Origin of the sequence: Cedecea sp., from assembly GCF_036500665.1 — a bacterium.
GTDB lineage: Bacteria > Pseudomonadota > Gammaproteobacteria > Enterobacterales > Enterobacteriaceae > Cedecea.
Genome location: NZ_DASYBS010000035.1, coordinates 94551 through 121412 on the forward strand (window position 1 = coordinate 94551; position 26862 = coordinate 121412).

Here is a 26862-nt window from a genome sequence, read left to right on the forward strand (position 1 = left end):
GGATTGATGCTGGTCGATTATTTCTCGGTCCAGGCATCCTGCCAATTGGAGCCTACACCTGGCTCATAGTGGTGTGCAGCAATGTTGCACCAGCCGCTATAAGGGAATGGTTTGCATTCGTAGGTTTTGTCGGTCTTGGACTGCAACACTACCGTACCTGCCTTATAGTTTCCTTGACCTTCCGGATAGACGAACTCGTAGTCACCGCCACCGCTTTCAGCACGCAGGCTGAACTCGAAGCTTTCCTGTACGCTCTGGCCCTGATCGTTGGTACCGGTGATCACCATAGTGTGCTTGCCGGTGCCGGCATCATTCAGTGCGACGCTGAAGCCCTGGGCGGCGTTTTCCAATGTGCCACTGAAGTGCCCCTTGGCATTGTTATCAGCGTCGAAAACTTTGCCTTCCAGCGCGAGCTTACCTTGAGCTGCCAGCTCAAAGTCGATAGTTACTGCATTATCAATCAGGGTGTAGCTTTCTTGTAAACCGGTTACGCTGAAGCTGCCAACGCTGCCTTCTTCGGCAGGCGTTACTTCGATCTCAACTCGTACCAGACCGCTGTCAGCTTTAGTGTAAAGAGTATTGTTGCCGTAGGTGGCGGTCACCTCGCCGTTAGTGCCTTTACGTCCTGCGCGCAGATTATCCTGCTGCTGGTTGATTTTGCTGGCCAGTGCATGCGCCCAAAGGCTTTTCTCACCTTGTGCTATGGAGTTGATCTGGATGCCGGTGGACAAGTCCGGACGCTCGCCGTTTGCGTCGAACACTCGGGTTTTAACGCTCGAGCCCGGCAACAAATCAATAGTCGGTGTGATGCCACCTATGATGTTGCTCCAGGGTGAAGGTACACCTTCATTGTTTTCTTCAAATTCTACGTCAATCATGTTGTAGAAGGTGGCAGCAGTGTCGGAAACGTCCCATGCACCGTAAATTACGTGGTAGCCGTTGCGTTCTGGTACGTCGCAGCTGTGAGTGGTGCTGCCGGTGGTAGACGCTGGTCCACCGGGGATCACACAGAACGGTGTCAGTTCCAGTGAGTCACGGGTGATTGGCTGGTTCGGGTTCCAGTTCTCTTTGGTGATGTAGTATTTGAAGTCGGCAATGGGGTGTGCCGCTTTGAAGTTCCAAGTGAACTGGTTCGGGCCAGCCTGCATTTTACGCTTGGCCCAGCGATCGACAGTCTGTTCGTTCAGCTTGACACCCATCCAGTTGGTGCCGCCGCTACCGCTGGCCAGTTCACCGTTGCGTGGGCCTGCCGCCGGGAAGCCGTCAGGGCCTTCGCCGATGCTTTGCGGTTCGTACTGTGCCTGGCCGCAGTCGGTATTCTGCCCTAGTTGGCACAAGTAGTTACGCGATTCAGGCTTCTCAATATAGCCGTGTGCGAAAGCGCCGCCGCTGGCAGTAATTGCCGCGATAGCCAACATAACCTTGCTCAGTCTCATTGTTATCTGATTCCTTTTCGATGGTGTCGATAAAAGTCAATTACCACTGGGCTGGCAACCGGGCCAGCTCCGTAATCAGACTAGGCAAACCATGGCTTAAAGCGGTACTTAATTGACCTTAATTATTGGTAAATTAAGGCGTTAGAATTGGAGTAAGGCCGAATGGGGCTTAAACGGTCTTAAAGCCCTGACAGAATCTTGTCACTTGCCATAGGCTCACCTAAGATTATGGGATCTTGGTTTTTTTCTTTTTGGGTAATGTTTTATGCAAAGTGCTATTCGTTCATTCACTGCCGGGATGGTGACCATGCTGTTGTTAACGGGGTGCCAGCAGAGGGAGCGCCAACCTCAACCGGTACCGGCCACCCAGGTCGAACAGCTTTCCGCTGTATTGGCTGGGGGTTACTTCTTGCGGCAAAATTGCGCACGTACTGATATTCCTGATGATGTTAAGCTGCAGCGTACAGCGATTCACATTGCACAACAGCGGGGTTGGGATATCCATACGCCGGAATACCAACAGTTGCCGGCGCGTGCTCAGGCACGCTATCAGGCGTTGATGCAGGATAGTACGCCGATGCAGGATAAGTGCGCAGCATTGAACCGCAGTACCGCCCGCTTTGTCGCCGCAGCACAGTCGGAACATGACTCTGTGGATTGAGATCCACACCGGCCCACAGGACAAGGCACTTCGTCTTGTTCTGATAAAACGAATTTATTGTCAGTGTCCAGCTCTGATTGCTCCACTTTATTTGCCTTCCCGACATTATTATCCCTCAGTAGGGATATCACGATATGTATCCCCCTGCAGGGATATTGCTCTTTATTTCGCAATGTGGATTATGACGTTCAAAGATTTAGTTGCTCGGCAGACTTCGGCCCAGGGAAGAGTCACGTTGGCCAGAAGAAAGGGACGAATTGGTATATATGCATTGAGTTGACAATATCCTCACAAGGGTATAATTTTATTGTTATCCCCTTGTGAGGATAACAATGGTCTTATCCTTATAAGGGGATAATTATCACCCATTTGAAAAATGGCGTCTGATCTGGAGGAAACCTGACAAATTCACCCAAAATATACAGCCCGGTTCAGTTGGCCAACCATTTAAAACTGATCAGGCAGCAGAACGGCTGGACGCAAAGCGAACTGGCAAGTCGGGTCGGCATTAAACAGGCAACGATTTCCAACTTTGAAAACTCCCCTGATAAAACAACCCTTTCGACGTTGTTTAAATTGTTGCAGTCTCTTGAGATGAACATGGTGATCCTCAGAAAAAACGACACGGTAGCTACTGCAACAGAAGATAACCCACAGGATGATCTGGACTGGTAATGGCAAAGTTAGTGGTATGGATGAACACCGAACTTATCGGTGAATTGAGCAAGCAGGCCAACGGCGCCCATACGTTCAGATATGATGACAGCTGGATACAAAATGCGCGATCCAGGCCGCTTTCACTCTCTTTGCCCTTGCAGTATGGAAATATCAATTCTGATGCGGTGTTTAACTACTTTGATAATCTGCTGCCGGATAGTCCGAAAGTTCGGGACCGTATTGTTAAAAGGTATCACGCCAGATCTAAACAACCATTCGATCTTCTGGCAGAAATAGGACGAGACAGCGTCGGTGCGGTGACATTGCTTCTTCCCGGTGAAGATGCTGGCATTCAAGTGCTCGAATGGGAACTGTTGGATGCAGCAAAGTTGGAAAGATTGCTGACAGCTTATCAAGCAGATATCCCACTCGGTATGATTGTCGAGGAAAATGACTTCAGAATATCGGTTGCTGGTGCGCAGGAAAAAACGGCGCTTTTAAAGATGGATAAAGGCTGGTACATACCCAAAGGGATGACGCCTACGAGTCACATCATTAAACTGCCTATCGGTGAAATAAAACAACCTAATGCCACTCTGGATTTGAGTGAAAGTGTAGACAATGAATATTTATGTCTGGCGCTAGCCCGGGAGTTGGGCTTCGACGTGCCCAATACGGAAATCATCAGAACGGACAGAATCAGGGCACTGGCAGTAGAACGTTTTGACCGGAGGTGGGCTCGTCAGCACTCTGTATTGCTTCGCTTGCCACAGGAAGATCTCTGTCAGGCATTTGGTCTCTCGTCCTCAGTTAAGTATGAATCGAATGGGGGGCCAGGCATTCCTCAGGTTATGGCATTTTTGCTTGGTTCCAGCGAAGCGTTAAAGGATCGCTACGACTTTATGAAATTTCAGGTTTTCCAATGGCTGTTGGGAGCGACGGATGGACATGCTAAAAATTTTTCTATTTTCCTTCAGGCAGGCGGCAGCTATAGATTAACGCCCTTCTACGATATCCTTTCAGCCTTTCCGGTTCTGGGGGGGAGAGGGTTGCATGTGAGTGAACTCAAATTAGCGATGAGCCTGAAAGCGAGTAAGGGCAGGAAAAACGAGGTTAATACTCTCTATCCTCGTCACTTTTTGGCTACGGCTAAAGAGGTGAACTTTGCTGAACATCAGATGGAGGAGATCTTATGTTATTTTGCATACAACGTGCCCAGAGCCATTGAAACGGTAACTGAAACCTTGCCAGTTGATTTCTCCGAACACGTGAGGGATTCGATACTGTCAAACCTAAGCAAACTCCATGGCAGACTGATAAGAAGCCTGATCGATGACCTTAGCCCGCAATGAGGATCGCTCAGGGATTAGATAGCGGCTGCTTGTTGCAAAAAACTGGCCCAGCCGGTCAGCGCCAGCAGTGGTCCAAACGGCAGAGGAGCATCGAGTGGTCGTTGAAAGAACAATCGTGCCAGCAATGTGACTGTGATCCCCGCCAGTGCCGCCAGCAACAGCAAACCTGGTAGTGCCATCCAACCCAGCCAAGCTCCCAATGCTGCCAGTAGTTTGAAATCCCCATAGCCGAGCGTCTCCCGCCCAGTCGCTAACCGGAAAGCCCAGTACAGCAGCCACAGACAGAGATAGCCGACCATTGCGCCGATCACTGCGTCTACCAGAGCCACCGTACCGCCACAAAGTTGAAACAGTAATCCCAGCCACAGTAAGGGTAACGTCAGGTTATCCGGCAGTAGTTGATAGTCGTAGTCGATCAACGCCAGTGCCAGTAGCATCCAGCCCAGGACTAATGCCCCGAACAGGACCGGACCAGGAGGAAGCAGCCAAGCGGCGATGTAAGTTAACAGCAACGCACTCAGCTCAGTGAGTGGGTAGCGTCGGGAAATGGTTGTCTGGCAATGGCGGCAGAGACCGCGTAACAGCAGCCAACTGGCTAGCGGAATATTATCGCGCCAGCCGATCGGCGTGCGGCATTCTGGGCAGTGCGAGCGCGGTACCCAGAGAGTGAAGCGTTGTGCGTCAGGTTGCTGAAGCATCAGTGGCAGGCGATATACCACTACATTCAGTAGGCTGCCGATGCTCAGCGCCAGCAGCGTCAACCATAGCCAATGCTGCCATACGAGTTCATCAATCATGTTTAAACTCCAATTCTCCTGTGAGCTGACCGCTTTGCCCCATCTGCAACGACAATCGACGGACCTGCATGCCATCACGCAGCTCCAGCTGTGCCAACCAGGCCAACAGCGGAGAAAATGGCTGTGGCGGTAACGTCAGAACGCCATTTTTCGCGAGAGAAAATGGTACGTTCATCTCACTTGCGCTGCGCTGAAGCAGCGACGGTAGTGCTTCGGTGGGGGGGGGAGTCGGTTGCTGTTGCAGCGTTTCGATACGGGATTGTTGACTCTGTATCCATTGCAGGTCGCGCTGTGCCTGTTCCAGCCCTTGTTGTTGCTGTTGTCGCCAATTATATAGTGGCGATAGCAGTAAATGCTGTGAGAAAAATAACAACAGTACCGCGGCGCAAAGCATCAAAAGCCATTGCTCGCGTTGGCCGCAGCGCCGCCAGCGTTGGGTGAGGTTTTCGATCATGATGGCTCCCAGCTCATTGTCAGCAGAGTGATATCAGCAGCATCTGACCGGGTAATCAGGCTTACCGCCGTTTGGCGGTGTTGTTCCAATAACGGTAGCAGTTTAGCCTCCGATATGGGCAGCGTTAGTGTCAACAGTTCTCCATCCCAATTTAGCGCCTGTGGTTCAGGCAAGGCGTTGAGGAGGTTGTGGCTTTGTGCCAGTAGTGCCAGCAGACTGGGTTTCGGTAATTCAGCCTGTAATTTGGCGATGTGCTGCGTCAGTTGGCGGCGAGTCTGTGTTGGGGACGGCGCATCTGTAAAATAACGTTGGTAAAATGCAACACCCTGTTGTTGAAGCCGCTCGGTGTGACGCTGCGCCTGCCATCCTGCAAGAAGCGGTTCAACAACGAAAGACAACAACCAGCACACTGCCAACGCCAGCGACAGGTAACGCCATTTTACTGCCGGCAGGTCCTGGCGAATGGCGAACTCTCCTTGTAAAAGGTTACAGTGGCATTGTGTTGCACCCTGCATCAACAACGCCAGAGGTGCTTGCTGCGTGCCCTGAAGCCATGCGGCGCAAGCCACGGGGCAGGGACTATGACAGACTATCGGTTGGGGGAGCGGGAGCAGCGTCAACTCGTGTTCAGCGGCAATAAATCCCTCATGTTCTCCGTTGCGTATCAACCACTCACGACCTAGCATGACGGCCGAACCAACGGGTAACGCTAATACATCAGGCAGAGCGCGCTGTGGTCGAAGGCCCCAGGTACTTAGCTTTGTCAGCCACTGCTTAAGCCGTATTTTATCCACTGCTGCCAGCGCATAGCGTTCACCTTGACGGTCGAGTAGTGTCAGATGAAGTTGCTCGATGTCGCTGAGAGTGAAATCCTCCAATTGCCACAACAGGGCTTGCGGCCCATGGCGGCGCACTTTACCGCTGAAGTTCACCTGACGAAACAGAACGTGTGTGGCCGGCAACAGCAGAATAAGCTCAACATTATCGGCAGGCAGGTTATGTGTGAGACTGCTGTCAGAAAATTCCCCCTCCAGTGGCTCGCCTTGCGTTGGATGGTAGCGCCAGCGCCAAGGGGAGCCCGCCTCGGGGGGAATACGGATCAGGATTTGTGCTAGTCGTTTCTTTTTCATCGCGGTTGTCTCTGTTACTCATAGCCGCCGTAGCGGCGCTCCGTGACGCGAAAACCCTGCTCGGTACGCGTCAAGCGGCTGCGTAATTGATAGCTGCGTTGCTGTTGCTCCGTCCACAGCAACAATTCCATATCATCGCTGCTCAGGGTGACCAAGCTTTGCAATTCAGCAAACGCCTTCGTCGCTGTGTTGTTCAGATGCTCCCCAGCTAGCGCCTCGACGCTGGGCCACCCGGTGGCAGGACGCGTGGCTAAACGGTTTTCGGCCTGACGGCGTGAAAAGTGGCCTTGCATTAATGCAGTGAGCAGTTCAATACCCACAGTGCCTTGTAGCGTGTTGATATTGATGCGTAGCCGGTTGTGTGGCTGAACGCAAGTCAGTGGTCGCAAGCGCAACCACAGTTCGCGCTCAACACCGGGCAAGGCGCGCAGTTGGCTGCTGTCTTGCAGTGGCGTAGCCACCGCCAGTGCTGCCGTCAGGGCCTTCGCCTGCGTATCGTTCATGGCCTGATTCATCAGTAATTGGGTGAATACCCGTTGAGGTAGCGGCGCCTGAGAGACGACTGACTCATCGTCGGCTGACGGCGGACTGATCCGGGGGGGGCTGACGGCGTTCAGGTTGAAGCAGGCCTGGTTGTCCCGCAATTGATAATGTACGGTGATGTCATCCAACTGAAAATGCTGCTCTGTACGTGCCCAAGGTTGACCTAGGTGTATACGCTCGATTGGCAAAGTATCCAACAGTTGCAGCCGTACCCACTCTTCTGCCCCCAACAGCGTCCATTTCGCCTGCTGACGAAACAGCTGGCCTTCTGCCCGGCTGAGCGCGCGCTGCCAGTATTCCTGCGTGTTAACTGCCACTGCTGCCATGGTTGCTACTATCAGCAGCACGATCAACAGTGCCATGCCGCGTTGTTTCATGGTTCCTCCGTGATGAAAAAGATCCGCTGCAATGCGCCATAACCGGGCATGTTCAATGTGACTTCTATCGCCTGCGGTAACGCATAAGCGGCAAACCAGTTTTCCAGCCAACGATCGTTGAGCCAATAGCGTAGACGCATGTCGGTTACTGAAGGAAAAGACGTGCTGAGTTGCGCTGTGGTTTGTACAGGAAAACCAAAGCTGCGTCGTTGCAGGCGTTCATCGATTACCAGCCACTGTACCTGTTCCAGTGTGGAACGCGGCAGATAGCCACCGGGGTTGAGCCAGTTGCGACGCAGCAGCCGCAGTTGTTGATTTCCTCCAGGTAATGCTAATGCGGTACTGTTCAATTGTTGGCGGTGATCGGTGGCGATGGGTGGTTTCATTGCCTGGCTAATATCTTGTTCCAGCAGGCCGAACGCGCGTTGCGCTTCGGCCAATCGTCCTGCGTGTTGCCGACTTATTTCACTGCTGCGCAATACTCCCTGCAGGATTTGAAAGCCGATGAGGCCGATTAGCGCCAGTAATGCGGTGGCTATCAGCATTTCAAGCAGGGTGAATCCCCGCTGAGCATCCGTCCTCATCGTCGCACCTGGTAGCCACGCAGTTGCGCCAGCGCCGGTGAGTCATCGGCTGTCAGCCGAACTTCTATTTCCACCGCACGGAGTGCCGGAGCGGAGGTCGCGACGCCACGCCAGCGCCATTGCCATTCCTGCCCGGCCATGGTTGAGCTACCCTGGTGCCAGCTTTCCGCCGGCCAGGTTCGCTGCAGTCGCAGTTGTGTCAGCTGATTCTCAGCTACCCATGCAGCAAACTGTTTTTGTTCCAGTCGTGTAAGATTGCGTACCTGTTCGCCACTGGTTTTCATTACAGCCAGTCCAGCCAATGCCAGAATGGCAAGTGCGACCATCACTTCCAGTAGCGTCATCCCGCGACAGTTCAACGGGAGGGTTCCGATGTTAAGTTAAGGGTTCGTGGGGCCTGATTTTCAGCCAGCAGTTGTAGTTCAAAACGATTCACTTCACCTCCTGGCATCAACAGTACTTGCGGCTCTAGGCCTTGCTCATGCAAGGTGGTTCTGAGGGGGGGTTGATGTTCTTCGATCATCAACCTAAGGCTGATGCCTTCAGGTAATAGGGTAGATTTTGGCGGTTTATTGCCGATGGCAACCGGTTGCCAGTAATGCCCAGGCCAATAATAGCTGTCGTGCTCACCGTTCGGTGCACGTACCAGCCTCACCAATTGCCATTCGCGTGCAGCCACTGCCACGCCGTAGACTTGTCCTTCTTGCACTGCGCGTTCTGCGGCCCATCGCAGTTGGGTACTGAGTTGCTCTTCATGCCGTTTCAACGGAGGGTCTCCGGGTAGCGAACCGATCACCAGTGTGGCCAGCCCTCCGAGCAACACCAATACCAACATAATTTCCAGTAGGCTGAAGCCTCTGATGTTTCCCCTCTTCACCTGACATTGCCCTCCAGTGTCCAGTTACCTATGTCATCATCCGTACCGGCTTCTCCGTCCGGGCCACTGGAAAACACATCGATGGTACCCTGCAGACCAGGACTGATTATCCGATAGTCATTGCCCCAGGGATCCTGTGGTAGGCGGCGAACGTAACCATCGGTACGATAATGGGCAGGGACGGGTGCCAACTGTGGCTTGCTAACCAGTGCACTAACGCCCTGCTCAGTTGTGGGATAGCGGCCATTATCCAGGCGATACATATCCAGCGCATTTTCCAGGGTGACAATATCGCTGATGGCTTTTTGCCGATCAGCCCGATCTTTGTTGCTCATTAGGCTGGGAATTGTCAGGCTGGCGAGAATGCCCAAAATGACGATAACAACCATGATTTCCAGCAGAGTGAAGCCGCGCTGGCGCGTTGTGTGTTGCATGTTGTGATTTCCTTATATCCAGCCAGAGGTCTACGCCATGAGGCTGTTGAGTTGCAGAATAGGTTGCAGGATCGCCAGAATAATGAACAACACCACGCCTGCCATGCTGATCACCAGCATGGGTTCAAACAGACTGATTGCCAGCGTCATCTGGCTGGCAAAAGCACGATCCTGAATATCGGCGGCACGACCCAGCATGCTATCTAGTTCACCGCTGCTTTCGCCGCAGGCGATCATGTGGCGTATTATCGGGGACAGCAGCTGGGTATTTTCCAGTGCTACGGTAAGACTGCTGCCTTCCCGTACACGCTCGGCGGCCATCTGCAGCTGTAAGCGCATGTGGTTGTTTGTCAGTACGGCGGCACTGATGTGCATCGCTTCCAGCAGAGGCACTGCGCTGGCGTTGAGCATACTCAGCGTGCGTGCATAGCGGGCGATGTTCAACCCAAGAGCTATGCGGCCAATCACTGGCAGGCGCAGCAAAAAACAATGACAACGTAACTTGTTTTTTGGAGAGCGAAGCCAATATTGGAAAACCAGCGCGACCAGTAGCACCAGTAACATAGTCCAGAGTCCATAGCTGCGTACGGAGTCGCTGACGCTCATCAATAACCGGGTGCTCAGAGGCAATATTTGCTGCTGATGGACAAACTGTTCGACGACCTTAGGCACCACCGCCGACAACAGAATGGTGATCACGCCGATAGCGACCAAAGTTAGTGTCAAGGGATAAACCAACGCCTGCGTCAGTTTGCTTTTCAAATGCTGTGTCTGCTCACAGTGGTCTGCCAACCGTGTGAGTACCACCGAGAGATGACCAGAGGCCTCTCCGGCAGCGATACTTGCGCGAAACAGGGGGCTGAAAATGCGAGGGAAGGCACCAAATGCCTCCGCCAGTGAGGCGCCCTCAAGGACCTTGTTGCGTACCTGTATCAGTAGGCGAGCTTGTGCGGGTTTTTCACATTGCTGTACCAGCGCGTAAAGGGCTTCTTCCAGTGGTAATGCAGCACTAACCAGTGTCGCCAACTGACGAGTGATTAGCACCAAATCTTGAGCACGCAGGGTGCCACGTGGAGCTCGTGTCGACGGAACGATACGCAGTACCTGCAATTGCCGCTCACGCAGTTGCTGACGTGCCGCGCGCACCGATTCGGCATGGATTTCGCCACGCTGGGTTTTTCCCTGGGGGTCGCTGGCACGATAGCGGTAGATGTTCATCGTCAGTTATCCCGGGTGACGCGAAGTACTTCTTCCAGAGAAGTTTGCCCGTTGAGTACTTTTTCCAGCCCGTCATGGCGCAACCCCTGACTGTGTTGTCGAGCAATCGTTTCAAGGTCTGTTTCGTTGGTACCGCTAGCGATCGCTTGCCGTAGCGTATCGTCTACCAACAATAACTCATGGATGCCAGTGCGGCCGCGGTAACCGCTATAATTGCAGTGTTCGCAACCGACTGGCTGGTAAAGGTGTGTCGGTAGCTGCGGCAACACTGCCAAACAGGAATGTTGCTGCAATGCATTGTCTGGCGTTACTGATTGGCGGCAATGATTGCACAGCGTACGAACAAGACGCTGGGCAATCACACCGATCAACGAACTGGCCAGCAGAAATGGTTCGATTCCCATGTCGCGTAGGCGGCCCACTGCGCCGAGCGCGCTGTTTGTATGCAGTGTTGAGAGCACCAGATGACCGGTGAGCGAGGCTTGTACGGCGATCTGCGCGGTTTCGCTGTCGCGAATTTCACCGATCATCACTACGTCAGGATCTTGCCGTAAAATAGCGCGTAGCCCGCGGGCAAAAGTCATGTCGACCTTCGGATTGACCTGGGTCTGACCGATGCCTTCAAGTTCGTATTCGACCGGGTCCTCCACTGTCATAATGTTACGCTCTTGGCAGTTAAGCTGATTCAGAGCGGCATATAAGGTAGTGCTTTTCCCCGATCCGGTTGGGCCGGTGACCAAAATAATGCCGTGTGGATTGCTGATGAGCTGTCCCAGAGTCTGGCGTTTGGCATCATTCAGACCTAGATGGGTAAAGTCCAGTTTTACGGCGTTTTTGTCCAACAGGCGTAGCACCACACGCTCACCATGGCTGGCAGGTAGGGTGGAGACACGCACATCGATGGCCCGGCCGCCGATCCGCAGAGCAATACGACCGTCCTGCGGCAGGCGTTTTTCAGCGATATCCAATTTCGCCATCACTTTGATGCGCGATACCAGCACCGGTGCCAGTTGGCGCTGTGGGCTCAGGATCGGTCGCAGCACGCCATCGATGCGGAATCTAATCGTCAGGCTGCGCTCAAACGGTTCGATATGGATGTCGGAAGCACCTTCCTTAACTGCCTCGGCGAGCATGGCGTTGATCATGCGTATGATTGGCGCATCATCGTTGTCTGCCAGTAAATCGCCGTCTTTTGGCAGATTGTCTACCAGGTGATAGAAATCCACTTCATTACCCAAGTCTTCCATCATCTGCCGCGCTCGGTCAGAACCTTGTTGATAATGGTTCAGTAGTGCCTGCTCGAAAGCATCGCCATCCAGTTTTACCAATGTGCAAGGCGGCAAGACACGCCGCGCCTCCAGTAAGGCCTGTACGCTGGTTCCGGTGCGAAATAGCAGTTGATGTTGTTGTTCCTGGCAACGGTACAGTACACCTTGCTGCTTCGCCCAGGCGAAGGGCAATGGTTGTGCTTCCATGATTATCCCTTGCCGTAAAATGCGTTGATATCGCGCTGGATGTCCCGCAGCGCATGAGTGTTCTGTGGCAAAATCAACTGTTCGGACAACGCCGTTTTCAGCTGTTTATTCGCTTCCCCGCTGGCTTGTTGGCGATTGAATTTCTCCAGCCCGGCGTCACTCACTCGACCATAGTCACCCTGTTCACGAATGATGGTTGGGCGGATGAATAACATCAGGTTGCGTTTGGTGGTTTTTTCCGATTTGGCGCTGAACAGATTGCCAATAATAGGAATGCTGCCAAGCACCGGTACTTTGCTGTTCTGATCGTTGTGGCTGGTATCGAGCAAGCCGCCGACTACCACGGTGTTGTTGCTACCGACCAATACCGCGTTGCGCACCGTGCGAGTGTTGAACGTCGGGCCGAGGGTGTTGTTGCCGGCTTGGGCATCAACGCTTGAGACTTCTTGCTCGATCTCCAGCAATACTGAGTCACCTTGGTTAATCTGCGGTTTCACTTTGAGTTTGATGCCAACGCTTTTGCGTTCAACGGTGTTAAACACATTGTCACCGCTGGTAGTTTGTGAACCACTGAGGATCGGTACGTCCTGACCGACGTTGAATTCGGCCTCCATGTTGTCAAGGGTGACGATGCTTGGTGTTGCAAGGATATTATTGCGCCCGGTGGTTTGCAGGGCCGTAAATAACCCAGTCCAGTTGCCATGATAAAAACCGGCGGCCAGCCCGCTAACTTTCCCTACCGCTTCCCCGATGCCGCCGGGCTGTATGCCCGTTATCGATGCGCCAGTTTCTGGGAAGTTGGTGCCCCCTCCGTATTTGTTGAACCACTGTACGCCGAGGCTCATACCATCGGCATCCTGTACCTCAACGATAATGGCTTCCACCAATACCTGTGCACGGCGAATGTCCAGCTGAGCGATCACCTGCTCCAGATCACGTAACAGATCCGGTGCGGCGTTGATGATTAACGCGTTGGTTTGTTGGTCTGCTTTAATCACCACATTTTTCAGCATTGCCACGTTGGGGATACCTGTGCCACCGGTCGGCTGGCTTTGGCCCTCCTGCAACGAGCCACTGACACCGTTCAGTACTTCCAGTAGGCTTTGTGCCTTGGCGTATTTCAGGTAAATCACCTTGGTGTTGCCACGGTTTTGGCCTTCATCATCCAACTGCAGCACGGTTTCGATCAGCCGTTGACTCGCTTTTTCTTCGCCGCTGATCAACACAGAATTGGTTCTCTCGTCAGCGACAATGCTGGCTTTAGGGCGCCCGCCTGCCGATTTGCCCTCGTCTTTATGCAGCGCACTGATCATGCGAGCCACTTCGCTTGCAGAGGCATGCTCGAGTTTGATGGTTTCCACTCGATGATCGCCGGCACGATCGACGTTTTCGACGATGGCCATCAGCTGATTGACTACAGCAGCACGACCAGTGATAAGCAGTACGTTGGATGGGTCGTAATGCACAACACTGCCGACTGCTGCGTCATTAAGCTGCTGCAGAAGTGGTGCCAATTCTTTAGCGGTTACGTTGTGTAGTGGCACTACACGCATCACCACCTCATCGCCGACGGCCGGATGCTCTCCATCGATAAGTGGGATGGCCGCACCTCTGGCACTCTTGGCTGGTAGCACTTTTAATACGCCGTTTTGCATGTCGACTACGGCGAACCCGTAGACATCCAGCACGCTGAGGAAAAATTGATAATATTGTTCATCATCTAACTCTTCGTAGCTGCGCACACTGATATTGCCTTTCACTGCCGGGTCGATGATCACTGTTTTATGCAGGTTTTTGCTGACAGTGTTAATGAACTCGTGAATATCGGTATTTCTAAAACTGGCGGAATAATAACTGCTATCTTCAGCCCAGCCGGTGACGGGCAGGCACAATGCGCAGAGCAATAGCAGAGTGGCGCTGCGGTGGCGGTGTGTGGGCGTGATATATCGGGTCATAATCAGTCTTCAGTTCGGCGCCGCGAGCGGCTGGGTCAGTCCAGCAGCAGGGCTTCATACTGCCCCCGGTGGCTGATAACAATACGGTCGTTGAATATACGGACCAGGTTGACTTGGTCGGTGAGTGCATCGCCGCGACTATAGCTGCCTTGGCGGCTGGCGCGTTCCACTATCGCAATACCATGCGGACCGCTGAGCGCGCCAACCAACCGTGCATTCAGTGTGCTGGGCGGTGCATTTCGCAGTAACGGGGAATTTTCGTCGATGGCGCCGATGCGAAAAGCTGCCGGACCCTTGGCTTCGGGGGGGCGAAATAGTGTCAGTTTTTCAAGGGCAGTGGTGTCCAGTTGGGGAAACTCAGGTGATATTGAGACGGACAAGGGTCGGATTCGCATTTCAGGCTGAGGCCACAATGCGAGCAGACGAAAACCTAGGGCAACCAAGAGTATCAGCGACGCGACTGGGCAAAGTAATTGCGCAGGAGTATAAGGAAACACGGAAAATGGCCCTTTCATGTGTCAGACCAGTACAAGCAAGAAAATAAAGAAAAAAGAACGCCCGAAGTTCATCAGGCGTGCGAGGAGCGAGGATGAAGCCTCGCCAGTTTCACCGTAGTTATTATTCCCCATGCGCGTCGGCGTCGCGGTGGGGGTGGGCGCTATCGAAGGCTGCATGGCGCTTAGCAGGGGTTCGTTTAATTTCAGACCGTAGTACGGCACAGTTAGTACGAGTTGTGCGGGCAACTGATGCTGCTTCAATAAGGCACGCAGCTGAAACACTAACTGGTGATAATTGTTGTCACTTATACGCCGATGATTTTCGTACCAGACAATATTGATGATCTGGCGCTTGCAATTAATTCCCTTAACCAGGCAGACCAGCAGCCGTTTTTGCGGTTCAGTCAAGGTTAAGGTAACGCCGCGAGAATGCAAAGTCAGCCTGTTAATCCGACAATCCAGAGTAAAGGCCTCTCGACAAGGCAGTAAGTCGGCGTCGATAATTTCTCTGCATTGTTCGCGGGTTAACATGTCAGGCTTCCTTAATCGCATTAAATAAGTGCTTAGTGCTGATAGGATCTTAACGGTTACGGGCAGGGGAAGGGAGTCGGCACTGTCTTGGCGGCATGTAGGAAGTTTCTGATCGCATGCAAGGAAATAAGGTTAAAAATTAACTTAACAGGCATGTGAGTTTGGTTTATTTGGACGGTAAGGACTGTGAGAGCCTTTTTCCCCAGATGTAACTTTGACCTCTATCTGGGGGGATAAAATGAAGGGCTACAGCCACATTTTTCGAAGGATCCGGTTGCCACAAACCTCATGTTTAATTACCGCAAGTACATGCAGCAATACCAGACCCGCGAGGCTAATACAGGAGATTATATGGATGATGTTGAACTGTTGGGTGACAGCCAGATTGTTGATAGGTTGCGGGATAGTCAGCAGGTTGAATATGTTGATGTCTCGTTCCATCATCAGCACGCCACTGATCAGCACCACGGCGATGTTGATATACAGCAGTAGATGAGCGATATCGGCGGCGCGGTTGGCAAGGGTGAGGGGCTGCTCATGAGTCGGCTTGCCCAATCTGAGTAAATACCACACCCGTAAGGCAAAGAACGGGATAAATACCGCCGTCAGCGAGACGTTAAAAAAACCCACCCAATCCTTGATGCCCGCCGAGACGTCAAACATGGCGACATAAAAACCGCTGAAGGTGGCCCAAATAATAATAACAGCTGAAAGCCAATGGAGAACAACCTGTTGCCAGGCATATTTATGTTTCATGATACATATCCCAGTGTTGATTTTTATATTGTGGATCATGACGCGCTCTACTTGTTGTAAGAATGTATATAACATTCTATAAAAATTCACATCATTAATGATGATTCATTTATGATGTCAGTAATTTAATGGTTTGAATGCAGGAGGTGTCTGTTGGCTTTGTAGGAAGATTCTTATTTTAAGTTTTAGGTGATGGGTAAACTATTTTTGATGAAAAAGGGGAGTGCATACACACTATAATTAGTGTGTATGCATTTTCTCATGGAGAAAATAGTATTTAAATTATTTATGAACTTTAATGATGATATTTTTAAATAATCATTGTGATGGCGGATTTTATTCGGATGTTGCTTATGGATAATATAAGATGAATTATACTTTTGGGCTCTTTTGTTTTCAGCCTTAACCCCCCCTGCGATGGTATTGAACCTGCAAGGTTCTAGCCGGAAGAAAACCCACGCCGGAATATCCCACCTTGCTCACCACAAATAAGAAGTAAATAAAAACATGGTGTTATACATGAGTTCATCACATGTTTTTTTGCATTGAAAGTATTGCCATGTATTCTTTTATTTATTATGCTCTAGATCAGGTTTTTTTAACCATAAATAATATTCTCAGAAATCTGATCTCCTCAGGAAGTGGTTTTTTACGCTTAAACTCTATTATTTGTGCCCACTTTTATTTTTTGTAAATAATTTTGATTGTGCGATATGACTTGAAGGTTCAGTTACATCTGCGGGAATTCTGCAATATGCTTGTGCAATGAATGATATGTCACAACCATTTTCCAGACCGATATATCGCGAAAATGCTTGGTTTAGCATTGTCTCTAACGTCCTTCTGAATCGCATAATCCCATGATTGGGATCGTATAAATAAAGATAATGTCGGTCACAGGCGTAGGCCAAAGCATGGTGCGATATTGAATCCGTGACAGCTATGACGCCGCAGGGATATGACGTTGCTTCATTTAGTATTCCACTAATTATATTTCCAGCGTTATTAGCAATTGAAAAATAACTACTGACATCTGATTTGTAACTGTTTGAAATATTTCCCCTTACTATTCTATATAACTCTTCTTTTAAATAATTTCTATCCCCTCCCATGCTGGAGTGCGATGAAATATATATTGCTTGCTTTCTGTTTAATTCCTCAGCATTGCAAATGAAAGAGTAATAGCTTCCATTTAAATCAATGGTGTTGCCCGAGTATGCCAATTCAACGAAGTTTATAGCTGCGGCAAGGCATATCCCATCGCTAGACCTTGACCTCAATAGGTCGTTATATCTTTGCGAGTATAATTGATTGCTTCCGTATTGGTATTTTTCAAATGTATTTTTATCTAAAAGTGGCATGCATATGTGTCCTTATGTATTGCTTTTTATTTTGAAAATAGTATTGACTGTTATTTATACTCCTGATTTTAATTAAGTCCATCAGTGGGGTGTTTTTTTCTGTGGGTGGATGCCTTACCTGATGTAAGGTCGGGCTTACGTGATTAAGTTATTTGTAAGGAGTGACGACGAGTGCGTGCCCGTGGGAAGTTTCCTACATAACTTCAGGGTGTTTTCTGACATTAATTTTATTTGATTTGGTCTAGCTTTCTACTGGTGGTTTATTATTTTTTCATGTTTCATGTTTCATGTTTCATGTTTCATGTTTTTATTATATCTCTATATATAGATCCGTCATCGGACAATAAGGGAGGGCGGTAGCGTGGAAGAACCCGAAGGAATAAAACCCTCCATGACTTATATAGAGAATCAACTACACCAGCTCGCTTTATGCGAGGCAGGAGACGATCTGGAATACGACCCGCAGTTTCTTGCGCTAGTGGTAGCGATTGAAGGCGGGGAAGAAGTGCAGTATGGGGAGCAGGTCTATCAACCGCCAGAAACTGATTGGCGTTGGGTTGCCGAACAGTGTGAACAGTTACTGATGCGTGGTTTGGACCTGCGTGCTGCGGTGTACCAGTGCTATGCCTGGTTGATGAGAGATGGTTTCGCCGGCTTTCTCTCAGGTCTGCAGGTGATTCAGTTTCTGGTCGACCAGCGTTGGGAAAACCTGCATCCGCAGTTGCTGGAGGAGGACTGTTATGACCCGCTAATCAGGCTGAACGCTCTGGCTTATTTAGCGGCGCCAGCAACCGCCGCAGCCCAGCTTAAACGGTTGCCCCTTACGGATATCGGCGGCGAGCTGTGTTTTTCCCCTCTGGACGATGCTCCAGGAGTGGCGGTTGACGAAGAGCTCCGAGAGGCATGTATAGCACGATTGCAACGTATTACCGGCCCGGACGAAGTAGGTGAATTTCAGTGTTCCGTTGAGGCGTTGCAGCAAATACTGGATGTAGTACGACACATTCACGCTGCACTCATCGAGCGAATCGGCATCGTTGCGGGGCTGCCGCTGCAGGGATTGGAGCAGATGCTGCAACGTATGTTGGCCCGGCTTTTACCTTTCGTGAAGGTGAAGCCGCAAGTGGCTGCCGCCGAGCTGCTGCCGAATGACGACAGAAAAACCAACTCTAGCCTGGCGCTGTCTGGGGAGTGCAGTAACCGTGCGGAGGTGATCCAGGCACTGGATGCTGTTTGCCACTATTACCATTCGCATGAGCCCAACAGCCCGGTACCGCTGCTGATTGCCCGGGCAATGAAGCTGGTCGATATGAACTTTCTGCAAATCATTAGTGAATTAACGCCTGAAAGTATTACTGGCATTAAAAACTTGGCCGGGCTGACAACAATTGATGACTAAACCAATAGGGTGAGTACATGGCAACAAATGATAACGGTCAAAAATTTATCGGGCGTAATCGCGGCCCGCGGGTACAGATTGAATACGACGTTGACGTTCAGGGCGACGATAAAAAAGTCCAGCTGCCGTTCATTAACGGTGTGATGGCCGATCTTTCCGGTGATAACCGTGGCGAGTTGCCGGTTATCGCCGAGCGGAATTTCCTGGATATTGATGTCGACAATTTTGACGATCGCCTGCGGGCTATAAATCCTTATATCGACATCAGTGTACCTAATGAGTTGACGGCGGAAGGTGAGTTGGCGCTCAAGTTGGATATTCGTCAAATGGACGATTTTTCGCCGGGTGCAGTGGCACGAAATGTCGATCCTTTGCGTGAACTGCTGGAGGCTCGTAATCGCTTGGCAAACCTGATGACCTATATGGACGGCAAAACCGGTGCTGAGCAACTGGTAACCGACTTGTTGGCCAACGCCGAACTGATGACCGCTTTGGGCGCCAAAGGTGCTGCTGAAGAGAAACAGGAAAAAAATCCTGATGAAGGGGATATGCCATGAACGTACAAGCAGAAAATTCCCAGCAAGCTGGAGTTGAATTGCAGTTGAGCCCGGACGACTTCAACAGCCTGCTGAAACGGGAATTCAGGCCAAAGACGGTCCAGTTACAAAACGCCGTAGAAGGTGCCGTGCAAACCTTGGCCCAGTATGCTTTACGGAACACCGATTTGATCGTGGAAGATACCCAGATCACTATTGAGTCGTTGATTGCCGAAATTGATAAAAAGCTATCTGCTCAGGTGAATGCCATTCTGCATCATCCAAAGTTTGTGCAGCTAGAATCCACCTGGCGCGGTCTGCATTTTCTGGTGAGTAACACTGAAACCGATGATATGCAGAAAATCCGTTTCTTCAACGCATCGAAAAAAGAGCTGCATCTGGACTTACGCAAGTACAAGGGGGTTGCCTGGGATCAGAGCCCGTTGTTCAAGAAGATCTATGAGCAGGAATACGGTCAGTTCGGTGGAGAACCTTATGGTGTGCTGATCGCGGATTGCTATTTTGATAACTCGCCGCAGGATGTCGCGTTGTTGAGCGCACTGGCCAAGATTGCCTCTGCTGCCCATGCGCCGCTGATCTCGGCGGCGGACCCTGCGGTGATGATGATGGAGTCTTGGCAAGAGCTGGCCAATCCGCGTGAAATCAGCAAGCTGTTTCTGACGCCGGATTACGCTGCCTGGCGCGATTTCCGGGACTCTGAAGACTCACGTTATGTTGGTCTTACGTTACCGCGATTTTTGGCGCGTATCCCTTATGGTGCCAGCACTGCACCCGTCGAAGATTTCCACTTTGAAGAGGTAACGGAAGGCAAGGCAGAGAACTTTGTCTGGGCTAATGCGGCCTATGCAATGGGCGTGAACATTAACCGTTCCTTCAAAGTTTATGGTTGGTGCTCGCGAATTCGAGGTGTTGAGTCTGGTGGGGCTATCGACGGCTTGCCTATTTATACCTTCCCATCCGCTGATGGCGGGGTGGATGCTACTTGCCCAACGGAGATCGCCATCAGCGATCGACGCGAACTGGAGCTGGCAAAAAGTGGTTTTATGCCTCTGATCTATCGAAAAAACAGCACCTATGCTGCGTTTATCGGTGCTCAGTCGTTGCATTGCCCACAAGAGTATGACGATCCGCAGTCCACAGCCAATGCCAATCTGGCTGCCCGCTTGCCTTATTTATTCGCCACCTGCCGTTTTGCACATTATTTGAAATGCATCGTGCGCGATAAGGTGGGTAGCTTTAAAACCCGCGACCAGATGGAGAGTTGGCTTAATAACTGGATTAATCAATATGTCGAATATAACCCTGCGACGGCCTCGGATGAGGACAAAGCACGAAAACCGCTAGCGGGGGCACAGGTAGTAGTAGTGGAGGATGAACAAAACCCGGGTTACTACCGCTCGAAATTCTTCCTACAACCCCATTATCAGTTGGAAGGACTCACAGTTTCATTGCGACTAACCGCTAAATTGCCTTCGGCATCATCTTGATGAAATAGAACTTTATTAATTAACCAGGAGAAAATAGTGATTTTATTGAAATTTTCAACAGAAATTAAAGGTAACTCTAAAGTAAAGGATCATGAAGGGTGGATTGAATTTAACGATATGCAAATTTCATCTGGGCGTCATATCCATGTGACTAACAGCGAGCGTGAAACTGGACAACCTTTTGTTTCAGAATTGGTATTGAGCAAGGATGGGGATATCGCCTCACCTAATCTCTTCATCCAGTCCCTGACGGGAAAATCTCTGGGTGAAGCGACAGTGCACTTTATTCAAACAGCGGGTGAAGACAATACCAACCAAATATTCATGGAGCTGAAAATCAGCGAGCCTATTATCAGTTATTATTCGGCTAAATCCAGTGGTGGACGACCAGTTGAGAATATTAGCATCAACTTTGTCAAAGCTGAATACGCCTATACCGAGTATTCCGGCAAAGACAAAACGCCTGAAGTACGTAAGAAATGGGATCTTTTGAAGCACGCACCAGCTTAATTATAACAAGGTGGGCGTTAATTTTACGCCTGCCTATTCTGATGGTTTTAATTTCATGCTAATAACTCGATGCTCATTGCCATTACTGGAAAGGTTTAACACGCCCGATTCTCATTGTCTGACGGATGTGAATAATCGTCGATTAAGTTTTGACGTTGCTAATTATTTGCGTGACAGGTTTGCGATCTTATTTAATTCCTCCGGGCTCGATGTTTTAGGCCGTACGAATAAATATCCCTATGCCTCAGCCTCGGTGGTAAATTTCGGCGTCGACAACCTGGCGGGTACAACGATGTCCGGCATTGACACGTTGCGGCTGGCCCGGCGCATTCGGCTCTCGATTTTACGCTTTGAACCCCGCATTAATCAGCAGGGACTGGTGGTGCGATTTAGCCAGATTGACCACCGTAGCGGCACTTCACTGAACTTTATTATTGAAGGTGAAGTAGATTACCGGCATGAACGATTCGCTTTCAGTTTGAACTCGCGCTGGAATACCGATAGCGGCGAAGTTCAGGTTACCCCCTTTTATATGGGCGCTGTGTATGGATGAGCGAATGCTGCATCATTATGAACGTGAATTACAGTTCTTACGCGATGCAGGTCGTGAGTTTGCCTTGGATTACCCCAAGATTGCCGAGCGGTTGGGCGTGGGGGAGGGCGGTGCGCCGGATCCTTCAGTGGAGCGCTTGCTGGAAGGCGTTGCGTTTCTAACCGCACGTATTCAGCTCCAGCTTGAGGCAGAGTTCCCGAATTTCTCCGAGAGTCTGTTGGCATTGGTGCAACCCGAAGCCTTGGCTCCGACGCCATCTTTTGCCATCGTGCAGCTAACGCCGGATGTTGGTGAGGGATCTTTAGAGGGAGGTTATACCCTGCCTGCCGGCAGCGCATTGCGCCAGGCTGGGGGGCGTAGCGACACTGCGGTGGATTGTGAGTTCAGTACCCTTACGTCAGCCACACTATGGCCAATTGAGCTGATGGATGCGGAGTTAATCACAGCGCCGGCGGCTTGGTTGGGTACTGCCTATCAAGCTGCTGGGAAAGCCGCTTCGATGATCCGAATGAGGTTACGTACTTGCGATGGACTGCCTTTTTGCTCTCTGGCGATGGCGGAGCTGGATTTGTTTCTACGTGATGGTGCTGGCTCGTCGGCGCTTTATGAAGCAATGATGGCACATTCCCCCGGCGTGCTGGTGCGTTCCGGTGAAGATCCAAGTTCAGGGGAATATCTGGATGCTGCCTGCCTTCGCCCGGGCGGTTTACTGGACGAGCGACTGTTGGATGAACAAAGCTCGCATTATTCGTTGTTGAAGCATTTCTTCGCATTTCCTGAGGGGTACCGTTTTGTTCGTATCACCGGTTTACAACCCTCCATCAGGGCTTGCAACAGCGATAGCCTTGAAATACTGATTTTACTGCAATCATCTTTGGCGTTGCCGACGCCGTTAAGTCGGGAAGCTTTTGCCTTGTTCTGTGTCCCGGTAGCAAATTTGTTCCCCAGGCGTTGCGACCGCGTGCCGATCGAACACTATGCACACGAATATCCGTTAATTGTTGACCGTGCTCGCCCGCGGGATTACCAACTGCATCAGGTGTTATCGGTACAGGGCTTTACCGCCCGTGGCCGAAAGTTGGGAGAACTGCGGCCGATGTATGGCCCTTTAGCGCGTGATGATGCCAGTGTGGGGGAGTATCAACTACGCCGAAGGCCGCGTAGTCGGGCGCGCGGTACCTATTCAGGTTATGCCGGCAGTGAGGTGTTTATTTCGCTGCATGCCGGCATAGATACTGAATTGTGTCAACTGGGTGTGGAAGCTAGTTGTTCCAACGGAGGTCTCCCATTGCTAATGGCTTTGGGTAAGGGAAATACCGATCTGGTGTCTGATGCTCATGCTCCGATTCGGGCGATACGTTTGTTATGTGGACCATCGCATCCGTTGCCTGCTCCAGCTCAAAGCGAAAAAGCTGTACGGGCAATACATCAACTATCGCGAGGTTATTTACCGCTGGCCGAGCCCGATGGCGAAGTAGGAGCAAAGGCGCTGCGAGATTTGTTGGCGTTATACCTCCCTCTCGGTCATCAAACCGGAAAACGGTGGCTGCAGGGGATTTGCGCTTTGCGCAGTGAAGCCGTCGTCCGGCGTATAGCCGGGCCCGGCCCGCTGGTATTTGCGCGTGGCGTTCAACTGACGCTCACACTCGATGAAACGGCTTATGAAGGGACCGGTGTAGTATTATTTGGCTCGATGCTGGAAGCATTTCTGGTGCGCTACGCCGCTCTGAATAGCTTTACTGAGTTACGGTTGGTTGGTCGACAACACGGCACGTTGAAGCAATGGCGAGCAAGGAGCGGACAGTGCCCGATACTCTAGACCTGTTGGCAGAGTTACGACGGGAGCCTTGGCGCTATGACTTTTTCAGTGCGCTAAACATGATAGAGCAGGCTTTTCCTCAGGCGCAGCCGTTCGGCAGCTCTGGGCGCCTACAGGATGACCCCATTCGTCTTGGGCAGCATGTTTCTTTGGCGTTCGAACCTGCGGTGGTCAAGCAGCTAACCCCAGTCCGTGACGGGCTGGAGCGCCTGGAGGTGACATTTTTCGGTTTGGTTGGTCCTAACGCCCCGATGCCGTTGCACTTGAGTGAAGAAGCACTGTCGCGTAAGCACAACCATCAGGACCCGTCATTGGTGCACTTTCTCGATATTTTTAACCACCGCTTAATGACGTTGCTATACCGCAGTTGGTCTCAGGCACGCAAAGGAAGCTGCATTGAGGATTATCTGTCCGCATTGGTCGGCTCCCCCCATTTGTCGCCGGAATGTGGGCTTGCGGGGGAGTTTATCGAGCAACGCCGTAGTAAGCAGGGTTTGCGCCGGCTATTGCTGTCCGCGTTTGACCTGCGTGCTGAGGTGACGCCATTGGTTCGGGGCTGGCTGGCACTCGAAAATGAACATTGCAATCGATTGAACGGCAGCTGTCTCAATGGTGGCAATGTGCTCGGCGCCCGGGTTTGTAGTGCACAGCACTATTTTAGCCTGACGCTCAATCTCGTGGATTTCTCAGCGTATCAACGTTGTTTACCTGGCCATCCGCAGTTGGACCTGATGATTTACCTGATCCGTCGCTATGTCGGTGAAGCAATGCAATGGCATGTCAATCTGATGCTACCTGCCACCCAGCGTCCCACGTTGCGTCTTGGTGCCGGATTGGCCTTGGGGCGGGAGAGTTGGTTGGGGCAGACCACCAAAGCTGAACTGTGGGGTTATCGCTTCAATCCCGCGCGTTTTTATCCATAAGGCAAATTATTTATGATGACTATCAGCCGCGAAAAGTTGTTCGGCAAACTGAGCGATTTTAGCTATCGCGCTATGGCGCAGGGAACGGAAAGTTGCCGGGCCCAAGGCCACCCTTATGTTGAGATTGTCCACTGGCTGGACCAAGTGTTGCAGCAGCCGGATTCAGACTTGCACCGTGTGCTGGCATTTTTCGCCATTCCGCCGACGGAGCTGGTACAGGATGTGCAACGGGCGCTGACACGTTTACCTGCCAGAGCAATGTCGGGTATTGATTTCTCCATGCAGTTGGAAGAGCTGGTAGAGCGCGGCTGGTTGTGTGGCGCTTTGCAGTTTGATGCTCCGCGCATTCGCACTGCACATCTGTTGCTGGGAGCATTGACAACACCGGCATTACATAACGCTTTGTTGGCTATCTCCCGCTGTTTCGGCCGTATTGAAGGTAGTCAATTAGCTGAAAAACTCAGCGATATTCTGGTCGATTCTCCGGAAAATATCGCCGCCGATGTGGTAGAAGCTCAGAAAAAAAGAGCGTCGAGCAATGAAACTGCGATAGCACGCTATACCAGCGATCTGACGGCGGCAGCACGCAGTGGGAGACTTGACCCAGTATATGGACGCACCCGGGAAATTCGTCTGTTAGTGGATATCTTGATGCGTCGTCGGCAGAACAACCCATTGCTGGCGGGGGAGGCTGGTGTAGGGAAAACGGCAGTAGTTGAAGGTCTGGCATTAATGATTGCTGCAGGTGAGGCACCGCAGCCACTGCAGGATGCGCGGATATTGGCACTGGATATCAGTCTGATGTTGGCAGGTGCAGGGATAAAGGGTGAGTTTGAACAACGCCTGCGTCAACTTGCCGAGGAAATCCAACATGCGGCGACGCCGACAATACTATTTATCGATGAAGTGCATTCGTTGGTTGGTGCAGGTGGTCAAGCGGGGACTGGCGATGCGGCCAACCTGATGAAGCCGATGTTGGCTCGAGGTGCACTGCGTACTATTGGTGCGACAACCTGGCGCGAATATAAAAAACATATTGAGAAAGATCCGGCGTTAAAACGCCGTTTTCAGGTGGTACGTATCAACGAGCCAGAGCCAGAAACGGCACTGCTGATGTTACGTAGTGCAGTTCCGGCGCTGGAGAACCATCATCGGGTGCGCGTTCAGGCTTCGGCGTTGGAGGCTGCGGTGATGTTGTCGCATCGCTATTTACCAGAACGGCAACTGCCGGATAAGGCGATGAGCTTGCTGGATACCGCTTGTGCCGGTGCACGGCTCGAAAGGGAAACAGCGTCGACAGCACTGCTTGAATTGCGCGAGTTAGTGGCTTCTTTGACTGCAGGGCTGCGACTGGCAGAAGACGGTGACAATAGGAAGGTACGACTCGCGGCGTTGCAGGAAACACTAACAAAAAAAAAGGCTGCTTTGGCTGAAGAAGAAATTTCATGGAAGGCAGCACAAAAACATACGGTGGAAAATATTCCGGTTGATGGGGAGACTGTAGCTATAGTGTTGCAAACCTGGACCGGGATTCCATTGGCAACGCTGCAACAGGATGCCATTGAGACCTTGATGAGCCTGTCTGAGCGCCTGTCCCAGAGGATCCATGGACAGCCAATGGCGATGGAGGCAATCGCCAGGCGTATTCAAACTGCCCGGGCTGGGTTGGATCAACCGGAGAAACCTGTGGGGGTTTTCCTACTCGCTGGGCCATCTGGTGTGGGGAAAACTGAAACAGCACTAGCATTGGCCGAATTGCTCTACGGCGGCGAGCAACAACTTATCGTCATCAACATGAGCGAATATCAAGAAGCGCACAGCGTCGCCTTGCTGAAAGGGGCACCTCCCGGTTATATCGGCTATGGCGAAGGCGGGGTATTGACCGAAGCAGTACGGCGACGGCCACACAGCGTGGTGCTGCTGGATGAAATAGAAAAGGCGCATCCCGATGTGCATGAACTGTTTTTCCAGGTGTTTGACAAAGGACGAATGGAGGACGCGGAAGGCAACGTTATCGATTTCCGTAATACGTTGATTCTAATGACCAGTAACCTGGGGAGCGAAGTGATTCAGCACCTTGCAGGGCAACGAGCTGCTCCAGAAGTGCTGGTAGAGGCACTGCAGAAAGAACTGTTGCAGACCTTCCCTGCCGCTTTCGTGGGACGGTTGATCGCCGTTCCTTACCTGCCCCTGGACGAAACCATGCTGACGGCTATCGTGAGCGAACGCATGGCGCGTATCGCCGAAAGGGTGGGGTTGCGTTATCGAGTGCCTCTGCATTACGACACTACAGTGGTAGCTCATCTGGTGCAACGGTGTGCGCAAAGCGCCAGCGGTGGTCGGCGGGTCGATGCGTTGTTAACCCAAGATTTGTTGCCAAAACTTAGTATGCAACTACTAACAAATCAACACAGTGAAGCAGTCATTCACGCTTGTCGCCTGACCGTTGAAAATCACGAAGTGGTAGTCGAGGTCGTAACTGATTGCTCAAAATAATTTTTCACCCTTGAATTTTAGGA

At 51.4% G+C, this 26862-nt stretch carries 27 protein-coding genes; 11 read left to right on the forward strand and 16 right to left on the reverse strand.

Translation table 11 applies throughout. The annotated features are described in order from the left end of the window. Positions 1-17: 17 nt before the first annotated feature. Complete coding sequence (gbpA, locus tag VGM55_RS06110; RefSeq protein WP_331634961.1) at positions 18-1436, reverse strand: N-acetylglucosamine-binding protein GbpA; 1419 nt, start codon at positions 1434-1436, stop codon at positions 18-20. Between the two features lie 265 nt (positions 1437-1701). Between gbpA and gspS the strand changes: the two genes are divergently transcribed. From gspS to VGM55_RS06125, 3 genes are all read left to right on the forward strand, one after another. Further along, positions 1702-2097 carry a type II secretion system pilot lipoprotein GspS gene (gene gspS, locus VGM55_RS06115; protein WP_331634962.1) on the forward strand — a complete coding sequence of 132 codons (396 nt, stop codon included), beginning with the start codon at positions 1702-1704 and terminating at the stop codon, positions 2095-2097. 399 nt (positions 2098-2496) lie between these two features. Further along, positions 2497-2772 carry a type II toxin-antitoxin system antitoxin HipB gene (hipB, locus tag VGM55_RS06120; RefSeq protein ID WP_331635002.1) on the forward strand — a complete coding sequence of 92 codons (276 nt, stop codon included), beginning with the start codon at positions 2497-2499 and terminating at the stop codon, positions 2770-2772. Further along, the gene (locus tag VGM55_RS06125; RefSeq protein WP_331634963.1) at positions 2772-4106 is read left to right on the forward strand and encodes a type II toxin-antitoxin system HipA family toxin; all 1335 of its coding nucleotides are present in this window, start codon (positions 2772-2774) and stop codon (positions 4104-4106) included. Before hipB ends, VGM55_RS06125 begins: the two co-directional genes overlap by 1 nt. Before the next feature lie 14 nt (positions 4107-4120). Here the strand turns inward: VGM55_RS06125 and VGM55_RS06130 are convergent, their stop codons facing one another. The 15 genes from VGM55_RS06130 to VGM55_RS06200 all read right to left on the reverse strand — a co-directional run bounded on the left by VGM55_RS06130 (position 4121) and on the right by VGM55_RS06200 (position 17095). Continuing rightward, the gene (locus VGM55_RS06130; protein ID WP_331634964.1) at positions 4121-4903 is read right to left on the reverse strand and encodes an A24 family peptidase; all 783 of its coding nucleotides are present in this window, start codon (positions 4901-4903) and stop codon (positions 4121-4123) included. Continuing rightward, positions 4896-5357, reverse strand: coding sequence for a type II secretion system protein GspM (gene gspM / locus VGM55_RS06135; protein WP_331634965.1), 462 nt, complete (start codon positions 5355-5357; stop codon positions 4896-4898). The genes VGM55_RS06130 and gspM overlap by 8 nt, the downstream gene beginning before the upstream one ends. After that, complete coding sequence (gene gspL, locus VGM55_RS06140; protein ID WP_331634966.1) at positions 5354-6487, reverse strand: type II secretion system protein GspL; 1134 nt, start codon at positions 6485-6487, stop codon at positions 5354-5356. The genes gspM and gspL overlap by 4 nt, the downstream gene beginning before the upstream one ends. Positions 6488-6501: 14 nt before the next feature. After that, positions 6502-7407, reverse strand: a complete 906-nt coding sequence (gspK, locus tag VGM55_RS06145) for a type II secretion system minor pseudopilin GspK (protein ID WP_331634967.1) — start codon at positions 7405-7407, stop codon at positions 6502-6504. Beyond that, a complete protein-coding gene (gspJ, locus tag VGM55_RS06150) occupies positions 7404-7991 on the reverse strand; it encodes a type II secretion system minor pseudopilin GspJ (protein WP_331634968.1) in 588 nt (195 codons plus the stop codon). Before gspJ ends, gspK begins: the two co-directional genes overlap by 4 nt. Next, entirely contained in the window at positions 7988-8350 is a 363-nt protein-coding gene (gene gspI, locus VGM55_RS06155) for a type II secretion system minor pseudopilin GspI (RefSeq protein WP_331634969.1), read from the reverse strand. The genes gspJ and gspI overlap by 4 nt, the downstream gene beginning before the upstream one ends. Then, positions 8347-8868, reverse strand: coding sequence for a prepilin-type N-terminal cleavage/methylation domain-containing protein (locus tag VGM55_RS06160; protein ID WP_349257515.1), 522 nt, complete (start codon positions 8866-8868; stop codon positions 8347-8349). Before VGM55_RS06160 ends, gspI begins: the two co-directional genes overlap by 4 nt. Further along, the gene (gene gspG / locus VGM55_RS06165; RefSeq protein ID WP_331634971.1) at positions 8865-9302 is read right to left on the reverse strand and encodes a type II secretion system major pseudopilin GspG; all 438 of its coding nucleotides are present in this window, start codon (positions 9300-9302) and stop codon (positions 8865-8867) included. Before gspG ends, VGM55_RS06160 begins: the two co-directional genes overlap by 4 nt. A 30-nt stretch (positions 9303-9332) precedes the next feature. Further along, complete coding sequence (gene gspF, locus VGM55_RS06170; protein WP_331634972.1) at positions 9333-10520, reverse strand: type II secretion system inner membrane protein GspF; 1188 nt, start codon at positions 10518-10520, stop codon at positions 9333-9335. A 2-nt stretch (positions 10521-10522) separates the two neighbouring features. Further along, on the reverse strand, positions 10523-11995 hold the full coding sequence (gspE, locus tag VGM55_RS06175) for a type II secretion system ATPase GspE (protein ID WP_331634973.1): 1473 nt from the start codon (positions 11993-11995) through the stop codon (positions 10523-10525). A gap of 2 nt (positions 11996-11997) precedes the next feature. Beyond that, positions 11998-13950 (reverse strand): type II secretion system secretin GspD, encoded by a 1953-nt coding sequence (gspD, locus tag VGM55_RS06180; RefSeq protein WP_331634974.1) that lies wholly within the window; start codon positions 13948-13950, stop codon positions 11998-12000. A gap of 35 nt (positions 13951-13985) precedes the next feature. After that, positions 13986-14465 (reverse strand): type II secretion system protein N, encoded by a 480-nt coding sequence (locus tag VGM55_RS06185; protein WP_331634975.1) that lies wholly within the window; start codon positions 14463-14465, stop codon positions 13986-13988. Positions 14466-14468: 3 nt separating this feature from the next. Continuing rightward, the gene (locus VGM55_RS06190; protein WP_331634976.1) at positions 14469-14978 is read right to left on the reverse strand and encodes a hypothetical protein; all 510 of its coding nucleotides are present in this window, start codon (positions 14976-14978) and stop codon (positions 14469-14471) included. A gap of 246 nt (positions 14979-15224) precedes the next feature. After that, on the reverse strand, positions 15225-15773 hold the full coding sequence (locus VGM55_RS06195; protein WP_331634977.1) for a cytochrome b: 549 nt from the start codon (positions 15771-15773) through the stop codon (positions 15225-15227). Positions 15774-16399: 626 nt separating this feature from the next. Next, a complete protein-coding gene (locus VGM55_RS06200) occupies positions 16400-17095 on the reverse strand; it encodes a hypothetical protein (RefSeq protein WP_331634978.1) in 696 nt (231 codons plus the stop codon). Positions 17096-17486: 391 nt separating this feature from the next. Between VGM55_RS06200 and VGM55_RS06205 the strand changes: the two genes are divergently transcribed. The 8 genes from VGM55_RS06205 (at position 17487) to VGM55_RS06240 (ending at position 26839) form a co-directional block, all read left to right on the forward strand. Beyond that, positions 17487-18494 carry an ImpA family type VI secretion system protein gene (locus VGM55_RS06205; RefSeq protein WP_331634979.1) on the forward strand — a complete coding sequence of 336 codons (1008 nt, stop codon included), beginning with the start codon at positions 17487-17489 and terminating at the stop codon, positions 18492-18494. 17 nt (positions 18495-18511) lie between these two features. Beyond that, a complete protein-coding gene (gene tssB / locus VGM55_RS06210; RefSeq protein ID WP_331634980.1) occupies positions 18512-19051 on the forward strand; it encodes a type VI secretion system contractile sheath small subunit in 540 nt (179 codons plus the stop codon). Next, entirely contained in the window at positions 19048-20538 is a 1491-nt protein-coding gene (tssC, locus tag VGM55_RS06215; RefSeq protein ID WP_331634981.1) for a type VI secretion system contractile sheath large subunit, read from the forward strand. Before tssB ends, tssC begins: the two co-directional genes overlap by 4 nt. Before the next feature lie 36 nt (positions 20539-20574). Beyond that, complete coding sequence (locus VGM55_RS06220) at positions 20575-21048, forward strand: type VI secretion system tube protein Hcp (RefSeq protein ID WP_331634982.1); 474 nt, start codon at positions 20575-20577, stop codon at positions 21046-21048. 127 nt (positions 21049-21175) lie between these two features. Next, entirely contained in the window at positions 21176-21601 is a 426-nt protein-coding gene (locus tag VGM55_RS06225) for a GPW/gp25 family protein (protein WP_331634984.1), read from the forward strand. Positions 21602-21605: 4 nt separating this feature from the next. Next, positions 21606-23420, forward strand: a complete 1815-nt coding sequence (gene tssF / locus VGM55_RS06230) for a type VI secretion system baseplate subunit TssF (RefSeq protein WP_331634985.1) — start codon at positions 21606-21608, stop codon at positions 23418-23420. Further along, entirely contained in the window at positions 23405-24343 is a 939-nt protein-coding gene (gene tssG, locus VGM55_RS06235) for a type VI secretion system baseplate subunit TssG (RefSeq protein ID WP_331634986.1), read from the forward strand. Before tssF ends, tssG begins: the two co-directional genes overlap by 16 nt. 12 nt (positions 24344-24355) lie before the next feature. Further along, positions 24356-26839 carry an AAA family ATPase gene (locus VGM55_RS06240; RefSeq protein ID WP_331634987.1) on the forward strand — a complete coding sequence of 828 codons (2484 nt, stop codon included), beginning with the start codon at positions 24356-24358 and terminating at the stop codon, positions 26837-26839. Positions 26840-26862 lie beyond the last annotated feature (23 nt).